Origin of the sequence: Streptomyces sp. NBC_00647 (assembly GCF_045207245.1) — a bacterium.
In the GTDB taxonomy this organism is placed as follows: domain Bacteria; phylum Actinomycetota; class Actinomycetes; order Streptomycetales; family Streptomycetaceae; genus Streptomyces.
Genome location: NZ_CP109040.1, coordinates 6,420,808 through 6,437,910, shown reverse-complemented (window position 1 = coordinate 6,437,910; position 17,103 = coordinate 6,420,808). Strand labels below are relative to the sequence as shown.

Here is a 17,103-nt window from a genome sequence, read left to right as displayed (position 1 = left end):
CCTGGCCTGCCCTGACACCGGTCAGTCATTCTTGGGCTTCCGAAGCCGTCGCCAGCAGATGAGACTGCAGGCCAATGAGACGAAGGCGCCGTGGAGTTCGGTTCGGCGTTCCCAGCGGACGGCGAGGCGTTTGAACTGGTGGAGCAGGGCGAAGGTCTGCTCCACGACGTAGCGGAGTTTGCCCAGGCCCTTGATGTTCGGTGCGCCCTTGCGGGAGATGACCGGCAGGATCCGGCGCTTGCGCAGCTCCTCGCGGTGGGGGTTGGAGTCGTAGCCCTTGTCGCCGAGCAGCGAATCGGGGCGCCGGCGTGGCCGGCCGGGGCGCCCGGCCACAGGCGGGATGCCGTCAACCAGGGCGAGGGTCTGGGTGACGTCGTTGACGTTGGCAGCGGTGATGATGACCTTGAGCGGGGTGCCACGGCCGTCACAGATCAGGTGGTGCTTGCTGCCCGTCTTCCGCCGGTCGACCGGTGACGGACCGGTGTCGGCTCCCCCTTTTTCGCCCGGATGTGGGAGCCGTCCACACACGCCCTGGACCAGTCGAGTTCGCCGGCCGCATTCAGCTCGCCGAGCAGAATGCGGTGCAGCCGGTCGAAGACCCCGGCCTGCTGCCACCGCTCCAGACGCCGCCAGCAGGTCTGTCCGGAGCCGAACCCCAGCTCCAGCGGCAGAAGTTGCCAGGCAATGTCGTTATGGAGGACGTACAGGATGCCCTGCAGACACAGCCGGTCCGCCACCGGCCGCGGCCCCGGTGATCGCTCAGGCCAGGGCGGCAGCAGCGGCTCGATCAGCAACCACAAGTCGTCATCCACCATCCATGGCCGAGTACTCACACTCTCCCGAACGGCCGAATCGTCACATCGGTCACGCCCGACCAGGGCACCTCAACAAGATCGTGTTACGACCTCTGAAGGTCATTTAGGTCGTTGAGCGCTTCAATGATGCGTGATGTGCTCGGAGTGCACGCCAGGAAACGCTCGAGCTCTTCATCTGCCTTGTCCCATGCCTGAGCGGCGCAGTGGACGACCACAAGGTTTCCGCGTGCATGCACCATCCCTGCTCCCGAGACGGATGCCTTCCGGGAGAAAATATCTACAGCCCGTTGCAAATGGTGGTGTGCTTCAGCTCGATCCAGCAACTGGAGCACGATGGCGTATCTCAAATGAAACCAGCCATTCTCCGTTTTCTGCTCAATGGCGCGGGAAAGATCGGTGAGCGCATCGCCATAGTGGCCCATGGCTCGAAAGGTGTCTCCACGTCTGCATAAAATCCAAGCGTCTTGGGGGTTCAGTTCGAGAGCGCGGGTAAAGTCCGCGAGTGCGTCACTGAACCGGCCCATGGCTCGGTAAATGTCTCCGCGACGGAAGTACAGAAAACCATCGTCCGATCTGTTCCCGATGGCGCGATCAAGGTCGGCGAGGGCGACGTCGTAACGCCCCAGACGCCAATAGACCTCACCGCGACTTGCCCTGGGCCAAGCGTAGTTGGGGCTGAGTTCGAGGGCGTGGGTGAGATCGATGAGTGCTTCGCTATAGCGCCCCATGACACGGTAGGTCTCCCCGCGGCTGGCGATTGGCCAGGAACGATCGGGGCCAATCTCAATGGCACGGTTGTAGTCAGCGAGGGCTTCTTCATTCCGCCCCATAAGGAGATAGGTAAATCCACGAAGGGTAATGCTATCGATGTCATCCGGGATGATATCAAGGGCGCGGGTGAACGAAGCAAGGGCCTGCTCATAGCGCCCTGCCAACCGTTGGGTCTCACCGATGCCAGTAAAGGCACGACACAGGCCAGGGACCAAAGCCAAAGCTGTGGCATAGTCATCAAGTGCTTCGTCGTAATGTCGTGCGGCGCGGCGCTCGTTGGCCCGGAGAGTGTAGGCAAGTGCGCGACCCTCGGTGGGAAGTTCTGATGCGCTCATCAGCTCGGTAAGAACGGCGATAATGCTGGAGGCCTCATCAGGTTCTGCGGAAGCTGTGCTGATGCGTTGTCCCCAGCCCGTGAGCGCTGGACCGTCTGCGTCATGTCCGGCTTGTAACAGCAGTTGTGCCCAGCGCCGCACTACGGCAACCCCATGCTCGCTGGCAAGGACCACCTCGTGAAGCGAGTCAGGTAGAGCCCCAGCGGGGTTGGAACACAGGCGGTGGTACGTCTCATGCAGCTTATTTTCCCGCCACCCAGCGTCATCCCAGTAAGCGTTGAAGGGCAGGGCACTTTCACATGTTCGGCAGCGCTGGCGATAGACGTCAGCAAGGTCGTTCTGCTGCTGCCGCCACCGCGCGGGGGACTGTGTGCGATGCAGACGGATCATGGAGGCACGAACCACATCGTGGTAGCGGGAACGGCCGGGCGGGCCGGAAACAAAGGGCAGGTTCCTCAGCCAGGAGTACTGATCAGCTTGTGCCTCAAGCGCCATCGTGCGATAGATGTCTTCGTCCAGGTGCAGAGGTAGGGAGCATGAGCGGGCTATGTCCCGCTGCTGCACGTCGCTTATCCATTTCAGGAACCGCTCGACAGCAGTGTCGGACGGATCATCGATCTCGTTGACACTCTGGGGACGATTTTGGGCGAGCGTGTCGACCAGTACGGGCAACCGACCCGTCAACTGCAGGACGACTTGGACGACCTCCTCGCTGACGACACCTCGTGCGGCCAGCAACCGCCGGGCCTCCTCTTCGGTGAAGACGTCAAGGGGAACCTCGGCCATGAGGTCTAAGTGGTCTCTCCAGCAACGGGCTTCGAGAGCGCCCTGTCCAGACAAGACGGCCAAGACGTTGTTGGGTAGTTCCCCGTACTCATCAGCTATCAGAACGTCACGCAGCCACTCGTTCAGCAAAGGGCCGGTCTGCTCGATGACATCGAAAAACAGCACCATCCAGCGGCGCCGCTCGGCTGCGTCAGCCAGATCTGCCAGGAAGACCGGTGTCAGTGTGCGCAATGGTGACAGAACCAGCTGGGCATCACTGTGGGTGCGGAACCGATCGCTGATTGAGATCCGTAACCGGTCTGTACCACGCGCGACTTGTTGCGGATCGATGGCACCCGCTACAGCACCCACCCCCGGCAACAATCCCAGTCCAGCCAATGAGACCTGTGCTGCCACGGTGCTGGAGACAGTCGGCGCATCGAGAGCCCTACCCCCCGCATCACCTAACCTCGCGCCGGCGACCGCTTCTTCCTCATAGCATTGCTGGTAATAGAGCGCTAGTTTTTTATCAAACCTCTTGAGTGCTACTCCTTGCCGAGCGAACTGGACACTGATCGATTCCATCGCCTCAATGACACTGTGCGCGTCATCGTCAAGATAAGCAGTCACTGCTCCCTGTTCGCGTGCAAAGATCTCCCATTGCCTTACCAGCGACGACTTCCCCACACCAGCCTGGCCATGCACGTGAAAAAGGTACTGGAACGCGTCATGTTCAGGATCTCGGGCCAAGTTGTCCCGGAAAGCCGCTAGCTCAATGCTGCGGCCGACAAAGCTGCTCCGTCGACGCCGACGGATGAGTTCCTGACGCGACGGTCGCATCGCTGGCACCCCCACCACACCACCACTTGGGCCTTCAGCATGACGCGTCTTCGCACGGTTACGGAAGAGGCTCCACCGGTGGTGGAGGCCGCAAGGTAGGCGTCGAGGCCGTTTTGCAGCGATGTTGCGCTGGGTACCAAGCCGGGCCGAACGTTCGAACCGATGCCCCTGTAGCACCTAACCCATGACGCCAACGACATGAGTTTGGCCGGGAAGGCTTGCCACCAGCAGTGACTTTCGGGCAGCAAAAACCCGGACGGGTACTGCGGGCTGGGCGGGACGGGGGTCAAGCTGAGTGACCCGTTCGGGACGGACTGGGGGCGTCTTGCCCGACGGGTATCGCTCAGGCGCCGGAGGCCACGGGCAATAGGCCGTACGTACTTGAAGAGCCGAGGCACCGGCAATCCGCACGGTGCTGCGGCCGGCGCTCTCCCCCGCGGCAAAGGGCATTCGAAAATCAGTGGCCGTGCGAACCGGCCGACTCCCCGCTGTACGCCATGGAAGAACCGCAACGCAGGATCCGTGCGGCCTACTCGGAGGCCACGGTCACCGTCTACCAGGCGTACTCCCCGGAGATCGGCCTGTCCGCCGTCCGCGACGGCCGGTTCCCCGCCGCGTGGAAGCGGGACAGGATGACATGGATCGTCATGCCGCGTTACAGCCTCTTCAGTGCTGCGGGCAGTCACCGCCCGAGGCTGCTCTACTCCACGTCGATGCCGTCTCGTGGCAGACATGCGCAGGGCCGCGTCTCCGGGCCGGCGTCCGCCGTTCGGATCACCCAACGCGGCCCTTCAGGTGACTGCCGGACGCCTCAGGAGCCAGGCAGCCGTCGCAGGGGTACGACGTCTCAGCAGAGAACGAACCCAGAACGCCGTGAGGAGCTTGGCGATGTACGCAGCAGTCCGGCGGTACGAAGGGGTGACCGATTCGGCCGAGGCGGCACGTCTCGTGAACGAGGGGTTCCTGGCGCTCATGCGCCAGGTCTCCGGCTTCGTGGCCTACTACTGGATCGATGCCGGGGACGGAGTGATGGTCTCGACCAGCGTATTCCAGGACCAGGCCGGTGCCGAGGAATCGATCTCGAGGGCTGCGGACTTCGTGCGGGACAACCTTGCGTCACTGCTCCCCAACCCTCCCCAGGTCATGGCCGGCGAGGTGGTGGCTTCGGCATGACAGCCTTCGGACCGGCCACATGAAGCCTCCAGGGCTGTACCGGCCTGCAGTGCCCACGTGGTCGCCCTTCACAGCGTTGATCCCGCGAGGTGCGTCGGTCGCAAAGAGGACCGTGAACACGGCTTGACATGAATCATCAAGCAGCGTTCACAGACCTGTGCCGCCATGTGACCCGTGGGTGATGCCGGCGGTTGTGCCCGGATTGCCGGTCAGGGACACAGGTGGGCCAGGAATTCTGCACTGGCGGGGTACCCCTGCTCCTGGGGGAGCAGTCGGGTAGCTGAGTCCAGTTCGCCGTCCTTGACGAGTGCGTGGATCTCGTGGGCGAGCGGGGTCACGTCGCTGATGGACACGATCCACTCGTTCGCGTAAAGCGACGACGCCTCACCCGAGAGCCCCAGTTGCAGCGAGCGGTACGGCAGGGGACGCAGGTTCAGGTCGCGTTCGGGATCCCACTGGACACGGGCCGGTGCGCGCTTGAGGTCACGCTGCCAAGTGTCGCGATCGGGATGCAGTCCGCGAACGTAATGCGACAGGCAGGCATGACGCAGCGCCCAGTCGAAGCCGTCGCGAGTGATCTCGACCGCGAGGACGGTCTCCTGCCCCTCCTTCGTGCCCCAGCCGGAGCGGTACATCATCCACATGAAACTGGGTTTAATCCACGTCATGCGGCCAGGCTTCCACGCGGCGGGGAAACGACCCTTGCGGGCGGCGGGTCCGCCGATCTCCGGGCGGTACGCCTGGTAGACGGTGATCGTGGACGCCGTGTGGAGCGCGCGGATCCTGCGGAGCGGTTCTTCCATGGCGTACAGCGTGGGCTCGGCCGACTCTGTTGACCACCGATTTTCGACCCGTTGCTCGATCCGACGGAGCACGTCGGCCGCAGGCGGCAGGCAGTTGGCAAGGCTTGAGTGGATCATCAAGCCGCGTTCACAGCCCTCATCCAGGTGCTAGTTGTGGGTGGGATGCTTGGGCTCTGGGATCTCGCACCATGGATCGTCGCAGTAGTTGCTGAAGTCGCGCTCGATGGGCGTATCGAGACGGCGGCCGGCAAGGTCGCCGGGAGTCCAGTCGATGCATGTGGGCCGGTGACCGGTCCCTGTTCGGCAGTACTCCTCCACGGCGGCACGGACACGGTTGATCGGCAGAGTGCTGCGCGGGTGATGCCTGAGAGGAAATCCCGGGTCGGCGATGACGTCAGGGTCGAGGTCCGGCGGGGCGGGATTGTCCGAAAGCCAGACATGACCCGCGATGGCAGCGTCCATGACGATCGCCGAGTCCTGGGTGAGACACCACTTGAGAGCGCCGTAGCCGGTTCTTGCGTTCAAGGCGGCGTGCAGGTAACTGTCAAAATGCGGCACCGTGGCAGCCGCTTTCTGCCGACGGTGGGCGAAGGTGAACTCCGCGGTCGTATTGCTGTAAGGCCAGTTGGGCTTTGGCTCAACGAGCGTGGTGATGACCCGCTCTGTCGCCTGCCACGAAGTGAGTTCAAGCCGTCGATGGTCCATGTAGGCGTTGAGGATCAAAGTCCGCTCCCTCTGAGGCATGCGCCGGCGTCAGCACGCCCGAGCGTTTCTGATCCACGGGACGGACTCCAGCGGCATCCGAACCCGTTCCAACCATCTCTGCGCAGGTCAAGCGGCTGAAGTGTAGGCAAAGTTGCCCTGGGTGGCATTGCCGAGACGATCGGCTTCCGCAGCGTCGCTTCCATGGGGTGGACCCGTCTCGAAAGGTCTGTGAGCACGGCTTGACACGGATCAAGCCGTCGTTCCTGTGGATGATGTACCGCTGCGGCTGGGGCGCCAAGGAAGGGCGGGAGAACGTCCTCGCTGTCGAGATCACCCGCGACGGCTTCGAATGGGCCCTGCGCAACGCATGTCTGTCCAGCTACGTCCGCGGGGTGCACCCCGACCGAGTCACCTGGCAGCGTCAGTTGAAGCGTGCGCCCGCTCGCGTGCAGTGGGACCCCGAGCGGGACCTGCACCTCCAGCCCTTGCCGTACCGGTGACCGCACAGCAGGCGGGTCACATGGCAGCACAGGCTCGCCGGGACGGGGGTCAAGCTAAGTGACCCCTTCGGGACGAACCGGGGGCGTCTTGCCCCACTGAAATCACCCTTGCTCAGGAGGCCGCAGAGCAGTAGTTCTACTGGCTCGCGCCGACTGATCCGGCTGTGCTGCTGACGGCCAGGCACTACGGCAACGGCACTGCCAGACCGCGTGGTGATGGGTGTTCTCGCCGAGCGGCGCCAGTCGCCCTGGAACCCCTTTCGGCCATACCGTCCGCGCGTTGCATGATTCACCACGCCCACAGCCACGATTACAGGCATGGCGACTTCGGGGGCAAGAAGCAGTCGGCTCGGCGGCTTGGGACAATGGTGGGGCATCTTGGCCGGCGCCCTCCTCATCGCCGCGTGGATCAATGAAGCAGCAGGCCCGGCAGTGATCATCACGCTGTCCGCCTTGGTTCTCCTCTGGTCCGTCTTCCAGGCTCCGGTGACCTGTGGGGCACCCGTCAGAGGACGAGCCGACGGCTGCCGCAACAACGTCAGCGGCATCCTCATGGGCTGCCACATCCATCAGCACCGCTGGCAGAAGCTCAAGATGCTGATCTTCCGGCGGCGAGTACGCGAGTTCTGCTCCGGACTGTTCTCAGATGGCAAGGCCACCCTCGTCACACTCGCAGCGCTGGGCAGTTTCCTCTCCGGGCTGGTGGCGCTCGCACCGGGCGTTGCCGCCTGACTCAACGGGTCGCATGACAGCACAGCCACGTCGGGACGAAGGCCAAGGCAGGTGCCCCGTTCGCCATGAACTGGGGCGCCCCGTGCCGACGGGTGTCGCGCCGGCCCCCGACGCCGACCTTCCGTAGCTCGCACGCGCTGGGCAACCGTCGCAAGCGGCCCGGGCAGAGTCCGAGACGGGACACCCGGCAGCCTGCCAAAGTGGTGCGATGCTGTTCGGGAGCTTGGGGGGCGAGGCGCTCGCATTGTTGGTGGGCGCCATCGCGTCGATTCTGTCGCCGCTCTTCACGTACTGGCGTGAGCGACGGCTAAAGGACGAAACACAGGAAGAAGCAGATCGCCTAGAGTCAGCGATCTTCCTCATCACCGATGAGGGCGAGTCGGACAATGACGCCCCTTCACCTGGGGATCCGTCGCAGCAGCGATTCGCCAAGCTATTGGTTCAGTACTACGCACATGGCCTCGTACAGGCGCGCCGCAGTTTCAGCGTGAGTCTGACGTACTCGGCCCTCGGTGGCCTCGTGCTGATCACAGGTGTCGGACTGGCCATCTTCAGGGCCGAGACGACCGGCGACCTGTACGCCTCGGTCACGGCCAGTGTCGCGGGTCTGCTCACCAGCTGTATCAGCATCCTCTTCCATCGCAGAGCCGACGCGGCACTGAAGCACCTGGAGAAGCAGGGTGAAAAGCTACAGCAGGACATGAAGGCAGAGCGCGATGCCAGCCAAGCGGTACGTCTCTTGGAAGACGTTGAGAACCGCGCGCTGAAGGCTCATCTCCAAGCCGCCCTCATCCTGAAGTTCTCCGCCGCGCAGTTGCCCGAGCTTGACGGTGTGCACAAGTGGTCCAGCTCTTTGCCACCACCCAATGGATCGGTTCCGCAGCAAGCACCGGAGGGCCGGGCGCCATCACACTGAGTACGACATGTCGCGGTCTCTACTTGGAAGGTGTTCATGAACTACAGGGATCACACGCTCCGATACGCCGCCGAACGCGAGTGGGAACACGTGACGGCCTCGATGACCCTGGGGATAACCAAAGTAACCGTCGACGAGTTCCGCAAAGGCAAGAAGGTCATCGTCGCCACCTTCATGGACGTCGAGCCACTCAAGGAAAACTGGTCGGACTACTGGACCTTGGGCCACTACGACTTCGGCGACGGCCGTCGTGACCGCATCGAGGCAGTGCAGTCGAGACCGGGGCAGTCGAGACTGAGCCTGGAGCAAGCCCTCGACGAGCCGTCGTGATACCACGCCGCGCCTTGTTCTCCGTCCAGCATCTCTCGTGCGCTCGACGTCGGATGCCCCAAGACGCGTCGGTCGCTCGGTGCTGGAGAGTATGACGCCGAAGAGGTCCATGTACCTCCAAGGCGCCCAACGGGTCACACGGCAGCACAGACTCGCCGGGGCCGGCGTCTCCTGCCCGATCAGCGTGGCCCCGGCCGCCGGATGAGTCCCGGCGTAGCGCCTGACCGTCTGGCTTCCCAGTGGAGGAACCGGCATCCGTCGGGCCCTCCCCTCGCCCACACGTTCCGCACCCTGTACGCGGACCGCTGGGTGCGCTTCCACAGCCTGCCCGGTTCGAAGCGCTACCCGCAGTCCCAGGACGAGTACGCGATCGTGCTGAACAGGTACAACACGATCCTCGACGAACTGTTCGCGGGCACGGACGTGTTCGTGGTGACCATGGACTGGTCGACCACACCGAACGGGCCGGCCGGCTACCCGACACCACGACCGGCACTCCACCCCGACGGCATCCGTTGGTGGATCGAGTCGGATGAGCACGACCCCGACCGGGAGTCCCACACCCACACACGTCTCTACGCCGACGGGCGCCCGTGGGAACACGGCTGCGTCGATGACCTGTTGCGCGCCGTCGCGGACGAAGCACTCGTCGAAGTGTTCTTCACCGACACGGAACTACGACGCATCCACCATCCCTACGACGGCGGCGCAGACGTCATCCTCACCACACCGGAGGAGCGGCAGAGACTCCGCGCGCTGCACCCCGAATGGCTCTCCAGCCACCCGACCGGCCTCTGACAGAGGAGCCGATACCGCCACAGCTACCGAGCGAAATTCGGCGCTCCGTTTTACGGCAACGGCATTGACGCGTGATCAAGCGCACCTTGATATAGCCCTGTTGATGATTTCGCGCCGGCATTGTTCCATCTGACATGGGTGCATGTGTTCAGCCGTGCACCGGTCGAAAGAGCGAGGGCGCAAATCATTCGACACATTTAGGAGGACCGCCGCCCGTCGGGAGCGCAGCCCGAGACGAACGGGGTGCCGCGACTCACCGAGTAGGCGTTCTTGTTGTCCACTCAGGCTTCGGGGATCAGTCCTCCACGTCGACGGGGAGGAGTTCGGCTGGAGCCGCAAGGGTCTCTGAACACGGCTTGACCTGGACCACCAAGCAGACCACCAAGCCGCGTTCACAGCCCCTTCTCCGTCCCTGAAGTAGGGCCGATCGCGCCTTTGTGGGCCTGGCCGGCGCCTGTGCTGCCATCCGATGAACACCGCCGACCTCATGCGACCGATTGATAAAGTCGGTAAATGACCAGTCGCAGCCGCGACCGCGTCGCAGACGTTCGCAGCGTCGTGGTCGCGCACATGATCGACTATCGGATCGAGTCCGTTGTGCCGCTCGGCGAGGGCCTGGACAACCTGGCGTACGAGGTCAACGGTGAGCTGATCGTGCGCTTCAGCAAGGAGCCCGACCTGGCACGGCGGACCGCTCTGGTGGGCCACGAGGCCCGCGTGCTTGCTGCCGTCGCCGATATCTCGCCGCTGCCCGTGCCCGAACCGACGTTCACGGTCGCGGAGCAGGGATGTCTGGCTTACCACAAACTCCCCGGTGCGCCGCTGTTGGATATGCCGCGGTACCAGCGATCGGCCCACGGCACGTCGATCGCCGCAACGCTCGGCGAGTTGCTCACTGCGCTGCATGCTGTTCCGATCGATCGGCTGGCCGATCTGGTGGACGCTGACCACCAGCCGCCGGCCGAGTGGCGCCATGAGGCCGCGGAGACATATGTGACGGTGGCCGGGCAGGTACCGGAGGCGCACCGCCGGCCCGTCGAGGCGTTCTTGGATGCCGCACCACCGCACGATGGATGCACCCCGGCGTTCTCCCACAACGATCTGGGGATCGAGCACGTTCTCATCGACCCGGTCACCTGGACGGTGACCGGCGTCATCGACTGGAGCGATGCAGCCGTCGTCGACCCGGCCTACGACTTCGGGCTGCTCTACCGCGATCTCGGACCCGCCGCTACCCGTGCCGCCCTCCGCAACTATCGAACCGACGCCAACGACCTCGCGGCTCTCAGCGAGCGCGCCGTGTTCTATGCCAGGTGCAGCGTCTTCGAGGACCTCGCACACGGCATCGAGACGGAACAAGGCAAGTACGTCGACAAGAGCCTTGCCGCGATGGAATGGCTGTTTCCGCCGTAGCCGCCTCATCCCGACCGAGCGGCTATGGACATCGCTATGGACATCAACCCCCGTGCGGGTACCGGCGCCCATCGTGCCGCAGGTAGATCGACCCCTTTCCACGGCCGAAGCCGGCGGGACCCCCGGACAGAGGCCCGCTCGCAGCGCATCCTTTTGCCCCGTGTGAGGGTGGGGCACATGGGCAACTCGCGGGCGTATCCCGTCTTCCGTACCACCGACGCCGTCGAGGCGTGGACTCAGGCACTGCGTCTGAAGGCTCTGCTGGAGGAGCGCGACGACGAGGTGATCCTGATGGCCGACCTGCTGACCGTCGAGGAGGCGCGGCGGATGGCGGCGGTGCTGCCCGAGGCCGAGTTCGACTACGCCGATCCCCGGGTGGACCCGGTGACACGTGACTTTCTGGAGTTCGGCATGGACATCTCCGCCGCAGAGGACTCCGTACTGGAGCCGGAACTACCTCTGGCCGTCCTGCATTACGTTCAACCGGGCACCGTGGAGGACCGGTTCGTGCGAGCCGTGGGGAAGGGAATGGCCTCGATCGGCCGGCACGGCAGGTGGCCGGACGACACAGAGACGGATTCGTACGGCGTTGCCAAGTACGACGGCGTGGAGGTTCTCTTCAACTGCGACGACGTCAGCTGGTCGCAGCGGGCCGACCACCACCGTCTTCGTTCACGTCGGCAAGTGGGGCGATCTTCCACGCGCAGAGAAACTCGCCGCACACCTCGGCAGCATCGTGCTGGGAGGCGCCCAGCTCGGCTGGTGAGGGGCGCCGCTCTGCCAGTCCGGTCGACTTCTTGAACAGTCCCTGGAAAGGGCTGTGAGCGCTTTGACCTGGATCACCAAGCCGCGTTCACAGACTTCAACGGGACCCGTGCTTGCGGCCCGGTGTCCCCGACGACCGGCTGCGGCCCATGGGGCACCCGGCAGCACGGGCCGGCCCGGCCTCCGTCGTCGTTGGGTGGTGCCGCGGCCGAGTCGTCCTGGCCGGTTCGGGCGAGCGGAAGGGCTGCCTGTGAGGAAACGGGAGAGTCGCGGACGGGGACCGGGAGGAGGAACATCGGAGTCACGGAGACAAAGTGGTGGTTATGGGGACGCCGTCGATGGATTTCAGTGAGAGTCCGGAGGATCCGTTCGCCCTGGGGCATGCCGCTTCGGCCGTGCTCGACGATCACGGCACAGTGGTCGGCTGGAGCGCACGTGCGCAGGAGCTGCTGGGCTACCGCGCCAAGGAAGTGATCGGACGGGTGTGGCGGGACCTCCTGGTCGACACCCGTGACCTGCCTGTCGCGCGGTCCGTCGTCGTGAACGCCATGAGGGCAGGGGGCTGGTTCGGAGTCCTGCCCGTCCGGCACCACGACGGACGGCGTGTGGAGATGGGATTCCGGGCCCGCGCGATCACCCGCGACGGAGATCGCCAGGAGTGGTTCCTGGTCGGTGCCCCTGCCGCGGAAGTGGTCGCCTGGCAGCGGGACCGTGCGCTGCTGGACGGCCTGTACCACCGGTCCCCGATCGGCCTGGCCATCCACGGCACGGACAGGAAGGTGATTCGGGTCAACCGTGCGATCGCAAAGGCGAGCGGCATCACAGCCGAGGCGCCGGTGGGCCGTCGTTCCGGTGAGTTCCTGGTCGACGAGGACGCGGGTCCGGCCGAGGAGCGGGTGCGCCACGTCCTGGAGACCGGCGAGCCGTTGATCTTCACAGAGCAGTCGGCCCGGACACGCCATGCTCCTGGTCGGGAACGGATGGTGTCCGTCTCCGCGTTCCGGATGGAAGACTCTTCGGGCCGGGTTCTCGGCGTGGCGGAGACGATCGAGGACGTGACCCAGCGCTATCAGGCCCGACGCAGGCTCACTCTGCTGAACGAGGCGAGCGCCCGGATCGGAACCTCACTGGACGTGACGCAGACGGCCCGGGAACTGGCCGAGGTGGCCGTCTCAGGCTTGGCCGACTACTGCTCGGTGGACCTCCTGAAGCCGGTGGCACTGGGTGACGAACTGCCCTTGGACATGGCAGGTGCGCTCCTGCGAGTGGCCCTTTCGCCCCCAGAACCACGGGTCCCGTTCCAGGAGGGCGACGTGGTCCCGCTCCTTCCGGAGTCTCCGCAGGCGCGGTGCCTGGCCGAGCGTCGCCCGATTCTCGAACGGCTGCTGTCCCTCCGCCCCGAGTGGTACGCCATGGACCGACGGCGGATCGAGGTCGCCCTGGGTCTCGGCGTTCATTCCCTGATCGCGGTGCCCCTGATGGCACGCGGCCTGGTACTGGGCGTAGTGAGCCTGTGGCGAGTACGCCATTCGGAGCCTTTCGAGGACGACGATGCCGCGGTGGCCCACGAGTTTTCCTCGCGTGCGGCCGTCTGTATCGACAACGCGCGCCGCTTCACCCAGCAGCAGAGCGCCGCTCTGACTCTGCAGCGCAGTCTGCTGCCGGGCACGGTGTCCGACCTGCCGGCCGTCGAGGTGGCCTGCCGGTACCTGCCGGCGAGCGGTGAACCGGGCATCGGTGGTGACTGGTTCGACGTGATCCCGTTGTCAGGGGCCCGAGTCGCCCTCGTCGTGGGAGACGTGGTCGGCCACGGAATCCACGCCGCGGCCTCGATGGGGCGCCTGCGCGCCGCCGTACGCACCCTGGCCAGCCTCGACCTGGAACCGGACGAGGTGGTGGCCCGGCTGGACGATCTGGTCAGTCTGCTGGCCGCCGAGGGGGAGACGAACGCCGAGGACAACCAGTCGGCGATCGAACAGGTGCTCGGGGCCACGTGCGTCTACGCGGTCTACGATCCGGTCTCCCGGCAATGCTCCCTGGCACGCGCCGGCCACCCGGCACCCTTGGTGTCCACGCCTGACGGCCAGGTGACCGTGCTCGACCTGCCCGCGGGACCGCCGCTCGGCCTGGGCGGACTGCCGTTCGAGATGTACCACCTGGAGCTCCCTGAGGGCAGCCTGCTCACGCTCTACACCGACGGCCTCCTGGAGGCGCGCGACGGCGACATCGATGCCGCGCTGGAGAACCTGGAGGAATGTCTCGCCCACAGTGCCGACGCCCTGCAGCGCACGTGCGACGGGGTGGTCGAAGCGCTGCTGCCCACGGACCGCCGCCCCACCGACGACATCGCGCTGCTCATGGCCCGTACCCGGGTGCTGCCGCCGGAGAACTTCGCCACCTGGCACCTGCCTCTGGAAGCGACCGCTGCCGGCCGCGCCAGGGAACTGACCACGGCGAAACTGGCCGAATGGGGGCTGTCGGAAATGGCCTTCACCACCGAGCTGGTCGCCAGCGAGCTCGTCACCAACGCCTACCGGTACGCGGACGGCCCCGTCACCCTGCGCCTCATCCGTACACACTCCCTGATCTGTGAGGTGTCCGACGCCAGCCACACGTCCCCTCACCTCCGAAGGGCCCTCAGCACGGACGAGGGCGGACGCGGGCTCTTCCTGGTCGCGCAGCTCACGGAGCGGTGGGGCACCCGCTACACCCACGACGGCAAGACGGTCTGGACGGAGCAGCCTCTGCCGCCCTCCTGACCACCCGCGGCCTCCACGACTTCCGCGTCTTCCACGTCTTCCACGACCACGGCCCACCGCGACAGCCGACTGGTCGGCGGACGGGACCGCGGCGACGGCCCCGCCGTAACTGGCGGGCACGGTCGACCGAAGCCGATGGCGAGCGACGGACGTTGAACGCCTCAACTCGCCCCCGAGATTGAGAGCGAGCGGAGTCGCAGTCCGGAGCGCCCCGGCCAGGACGAGCTGGTCGCTCACCTGCGGTAATGAGGAATGGGCCCACTCGGCCTCCCGCCCTCGGGCCGGTCCGGGCGACAGCGGAATCGCTTCTCCCTCACTCGTTCGAGCGGAGCGAAAGTGCTCCTGCCCGCTAGGCTCAAGCGTGGGACAGAATCGCGCCCATGGGAGCAGCCATGACCACCCCAGCCGCTGAGGAACCACTCATCCCTCAGCCGCCTGCAACGGTTTCCACGCTACGGCGGGCCATCAGTCAGATCGCGCCTGCCTCGCTCCCCGCCTTCACGCGTGAGCTGGACCAAGCGGCCGACCAGTCCCGGGAGGGCTCCGATCTTGCCCCTCTCCGGCGATTCATCACCCAGTGGGCCGTCTATGTCCACATCCAACGCCAGCCCAGCCTGGCTGCAGACTTCCGCCGCTGGGAGGACACCGCTGAAGCGGGCGACGCCGCGCAGGCACGACAAGCCGCCGCCGAGATCGGACGGCTTCTCGATGAAGCCCACGCGGCCGTCGGTCTCTCGACCCGGTGAGTCCGGACTGGCACTGGGAATACGACCCTGATCACGACCACGTGGCAGGCGGCCTCCCCGCCCACGTCGTGGCGGAAGTCGAACGCCTGGCCGGCCAACTCGTCGAACTCGCCAGTACGGGAATCGACGTCAGTGACCTCGGCAACGGCCCAAGACCGGGCGGCCTACGTCGTATGGACGCGGCCGGCGGATGGTTCTACTTCCTGGTGGCCCCCCGCGCGCCACTCATCATCATCGTCCGCATCGTGCCCCCGTTCGACGCCTTGTAGCGACTGCACCGGCCCTCTCTCCCTCGCCCGAGGGTGTCGTGAACCCGTGGACCCACCACACCCCCGGTCGGCCCGGCTCGGCCCGTCCCGCCGCGGCGGCGTTCGGCAAGATCGGGACCAGCTGACCGGTCGGAACCGTGGCGGCCGGGTCAGGGCCGGATCGCCGAACCCGGCAACTCCGATCGGGTGGACTCGCCGGAACGCAGATCGGACAGGGGTCGTCGCCGCGGGGCCGGGTGGTGGTGTTGCCGTCTGCTCCCTTGACCCGGAAGAGGCGCCCCGACATGCGACGCACCACCTACCGCCGTCCGTTCGCCGCAGCACTGCTCGTGGCGTCCGTGCTGGCCCCGATGACAGCGACCCCCGCCGCGGCCGTCCACGCACCGGGGGGCCACACAGCGGCCCTCGGCCCGGCGGGCGCCGACCGGTACGGCGAGGACGACTGTCCCCGGCACGGTCTCGGCCCCGAGCTGACCGCCCGGCTCGACAAGGCGATCGAGGACGTCCGCCAGGAGGCGAACATCCCCGGTGTGGTCGTCGGACTGTGGATGCCGGGCAAGGGGAACTACGTCCGCGCGACCGGTGTCGCGAACACCGCCACCCGCGAGCCGATGGCGGTCGACTCCTACATCCGGATCGGCAGCGAGACGAAGACCTTCACCGTCACCGCGCTGCTCGAGCTCGTCGACGACCACCGGATCGGGCTGGACGACCCGATCTCCGACTACATCCGCGGCGTGCCGAACGGACGCCACATCACACTGCGTCAGCTCGCCGAGATGCGCAGCGGCCTGTTCCCTTACACCTCCGACGCGGACTTCGAACACGACCTGCTGAGCAACCCGCAGCGCAGCTTCACCCCGCGGGAACTGCTCGCGTACGGCTACCGGCATCCGAACACCTTCGCGCCCGGCGCGGAGTTCCAGTACTCCAACACCAATCTCATCCTGCTCGGCCTGGTGATCGAGAAGGTCAGCGGCCACAAGATCGCCGACTTCCTCGACAAGCGGGTCTTCCGCCCGGCCCACCTGCGCCACACCCTGTTCCCGAAGGGGAACGAGTTCCCCGAGCCGCACCCGCAGGGCTACACCGACCAGACGCTCAACGGCGGCATCGCGAACGCCACGGACTGGAACCCCAGTTGGGGCTGGACGGCCGGAGCGATGAGCTCCAACCTGCACGACCTGCGCCGCTGGGCCAAGGTCGTCGCCACCGGCACCCTCCTCAGCCCCGAGACGCAGGCACAGCGCCTCAAGACGCTGCCGACCGGCTTCCCGGGAACGAGCTACGGCCTCGGCATCTTCAACGCGAGCGGATGGATCGGGCACAACGGCTCCCTGCCGGGATACGAGACCGTGACCGTCTACCTGCCGTCGAAGAAGGCCACCCTCGTCGTCATGCTCAACACCGACGCCTCGCACGACGGCCAGGAGCCGTCCACGCTGCTCGCCAGGGCCATCACGGAGATCGTCACCCCGAACAACGTCTACGCCGGGAACATCAACCCGAACTAGGCACCCCGTCCGAAGAGGCCGGAGCACGGCAGGAGAGCCGACGGCCGGAGCACGGCGAGAGAGCCGGCGGCCGGAGCACGGCCGGAGACGCAGGGGCACGGCAGGGGCGGTCACCCGCTCCCGGTCGTGCCCCTGTCGCGTCGGCCACCGGCCT

General features: G+C 65.9%; 15 protein-coding genes and 3 pseudogenes. 14 read left to right on the top strand and 4 right to left on the bottom strand.

Going from position 1 to position 17,103, the window contains the following annotated elements:
- Positions 1-21: 21 nt before the first annotated feature.
- Together OG788_RS28415 and OG788_RS28410 are read right to left on the bottom strand one after the other, a co-directional pair.
- A protein-coding gene (locus OG788_RS28415) for an IS5 family transposase (protein ID WP_406374296.1) occupies positions 22-815 on the bottom strand; the annotation gives its coding sequence in 2 pieces (ribosomal slippage) (positions 22-500 and positions 500-815; 795 coding nt in all).
- Positions 816-898: 83 nt separating this feature from the next.
- Positions 899-3,391: a tetratricopeptide repeat protein gene (locus OG788_RS28410; RefSeq protein WP_406374295.1), complete on the bottom strand. Its 2,493-nt coding sequence runs from the start codon at positions 3,389-3,391 to the stop codon at positions 899-901.
- Between the two features lie 381 nt (positions 3,392-3,772).
- Between OG788_RS28410 and OG788_RS28405 the strand changes: the two are divergent.
- From OG788_RS28405 to OG788_RS28395, 3 genes and pseudogenes are all read left to right on the top strand, one after another.
- Positions 3,773-3,882 (top strand): annotated as a pseudogene (locus tag OG788_RS28405) (peptide-methionine (S)-S-oxide reductase); the annotation flags it as partial.
- 141 nt (positions 3,883-4,023) lie between these two features.
- Positions 4,024-4,170 (top strand): annotated as a pseudogene (locus OG788_RS28400) (DUF4291 family protein); the annotation flags it as partial.
- Positions 4,171-4,414: 244 nt separating this feature from the next.
- Complete coding sequence (locus OG788_RS28395; RefSeq protein WP_406374294.1) at positions 4,415-4,699, top strand: hypothetical protein; 285 nt, start codon at positions 4,415-4,417, stop codon at positions 4,697-4,699.
- Between the two features lie 209 nt (positions 4,700-4,908).
- On the opposite strand, the gene OG788_RS28390 is transcribed toward OG788_RS28395, so the two are convergent.
- Both OG788_RS28390 and OG788_RS28385 read right to left on the bottom strand, forming a co-directional pair.
- Positions 4,909-5,502, bottom strand: a complete 594-nt coding sequence (locus OG788_RS28390) for a DUF4291 domain-containing protein (RefSeq protein ID WP_406374293.1) — start codon at positions 5,500-5,502, stop codon at positions 4,909-4,911.
- A 147-nt stretch (positions 5,503-5,649) separates the two neighbouring features.
- A complete protein-coding gene (locus tag OG788_RS28385) occupies positions 5,650-6,225 on the bottom strand; it encodes an Imm1 family immunity protein (RefSeq protein ID WP_406374292.1) in 576 nt (191 codons plus the stop codon).
- Positions 6,226-6,413: 188 nt separating this feature from the next.
- Between OG788_RS28385 and OG788_RS28380 the strand changes: the two are divergent.
- From OG788_RS28380 to OG788_RS28330, 11 genes and pseudogenes are all read left to right on the top strand, one after another.
- Positions 6,414-6,704, top strand: a pseudogene (locus OG788_RS28380) (DUF4291 family protein); the annotation flags it as partial.
- Between the two features lie 321 nt (positions 6,705-7,025).
- Positions 7,026-7,439: a hypothetical protein gene (locus OG788_RS28375; RefSeq protein ID WP_406374291.1), complete on the top strand. Its 414-nt coding sequence runs from the start codon at positions 7,026-7,028 to the stop codon at positions 7,437-7,439.
- A gap of 208 nt (positions 7,440-7,647) precedes the next feature.
- The gene (locus tag OG788_RS28370) at positions 7,648-8,355 is read left to right on the top strand and encodes a hypothetical protein (protein ID WP_406374290.1); all 708 of its coding nucleotides are present in this window, start codon (positions 7,648-7,650) and stop codon (positions 8,353-8,355) included.
- Positions 8,356-8,385: 30 nt separating this feature from the next.
- Positions 8,386-8,685: a hypothetical protein gene (locus OG788_RS28365; protein ID WP_406374289.1), complete on the top strand. Its 300-nt coding sequence runs from the start codon at positions 8,386-8,388 to the stop codon at positions 8,683-8,685.
- Positions 8,686-8,994: 309 nt separating this feature from the next.
- A complete protein-coding gene (locus OG788_RS28360) occupies positions 8,995-9,483 on the top strand; it encodes a hypothetical protein (RefSeq protein WP_406374288.1) in 489 nt (162 codons plus the stop codon).
- A gap of 513 nt (positions 9,484-9,996) precedes the next feature.
- Positions 9,997-10,896 (top strand): phosphotransferase family protein, encoded by a 900-nt coding sequence (locus tag OG788_RS28355; protein ID WP_406374287.1) that lies wholly within the window; start codon positions 9,997-9,999, stop codon positions 10,894-10,896.
- Between the two features lie 177 nt (positions 10,897-11,073).
- Complete coding sequence (locus OG788_RS28350; RefSeq protein ID WP_406374286.1) at positions 11,074-11,697, top strand: hypothetical protein; 624 nt, start codon at positions 11,074-11,076, stop codon at positions 11,695-11,697.
- A 302-nt stretch (positions 11,698-11,999) separates the two neighbouring features.
- Positions 12,000-14,420: a SpoIIE family protein phosphatase gene (locus tag OG788_RS28345; protein ID WP_406374285.1), complete on the top strand. Its 2,421-nt coding sequence runs from the start codon at positions 12,000-12,002 to the stop codon at positions 14,418-14,420.
- Between the two features lie 392 nt (positions 14,421-14,812).
- Entirely contained in the window at positions 14,813-15,166 is a 354-nt protein-coding gene (locus tag OG788_RS28340; RefSeq protein WP_406374284.1) for a DUF6247 family protein, read from the top strand.
- Positions 15,163-15,435 (top strand): hypothetical protein, encoded by a 273-nt coding sequence (locus OG788_RS28335; protein ID WP_406374283.1) that lies wholly within the window; start codon positions 15,163-15,165, stop codon positions 15,433-15,435. The genes OG788_RS28340 and OG788_RS28335 overlap by 4 nt, the downstream gene beginning before the upstream one ends.
- A 284-nt stretch (positions 15,436-15,719) precedes the next feature.
- Positions 15,720-16,949 (top strand): serine hydrolase domain-containing protein, encoded by a 1,230-nt coding sequence (locus OG788_RS28330; RefSeq protein ID WP_406374282.1) that lies wholly within the window; start codon positions 15,720-15,722, stop codon positions 16,947-16,949.
- Positions 16,950-17,103 lie beyond the last annotated feature (154 nt).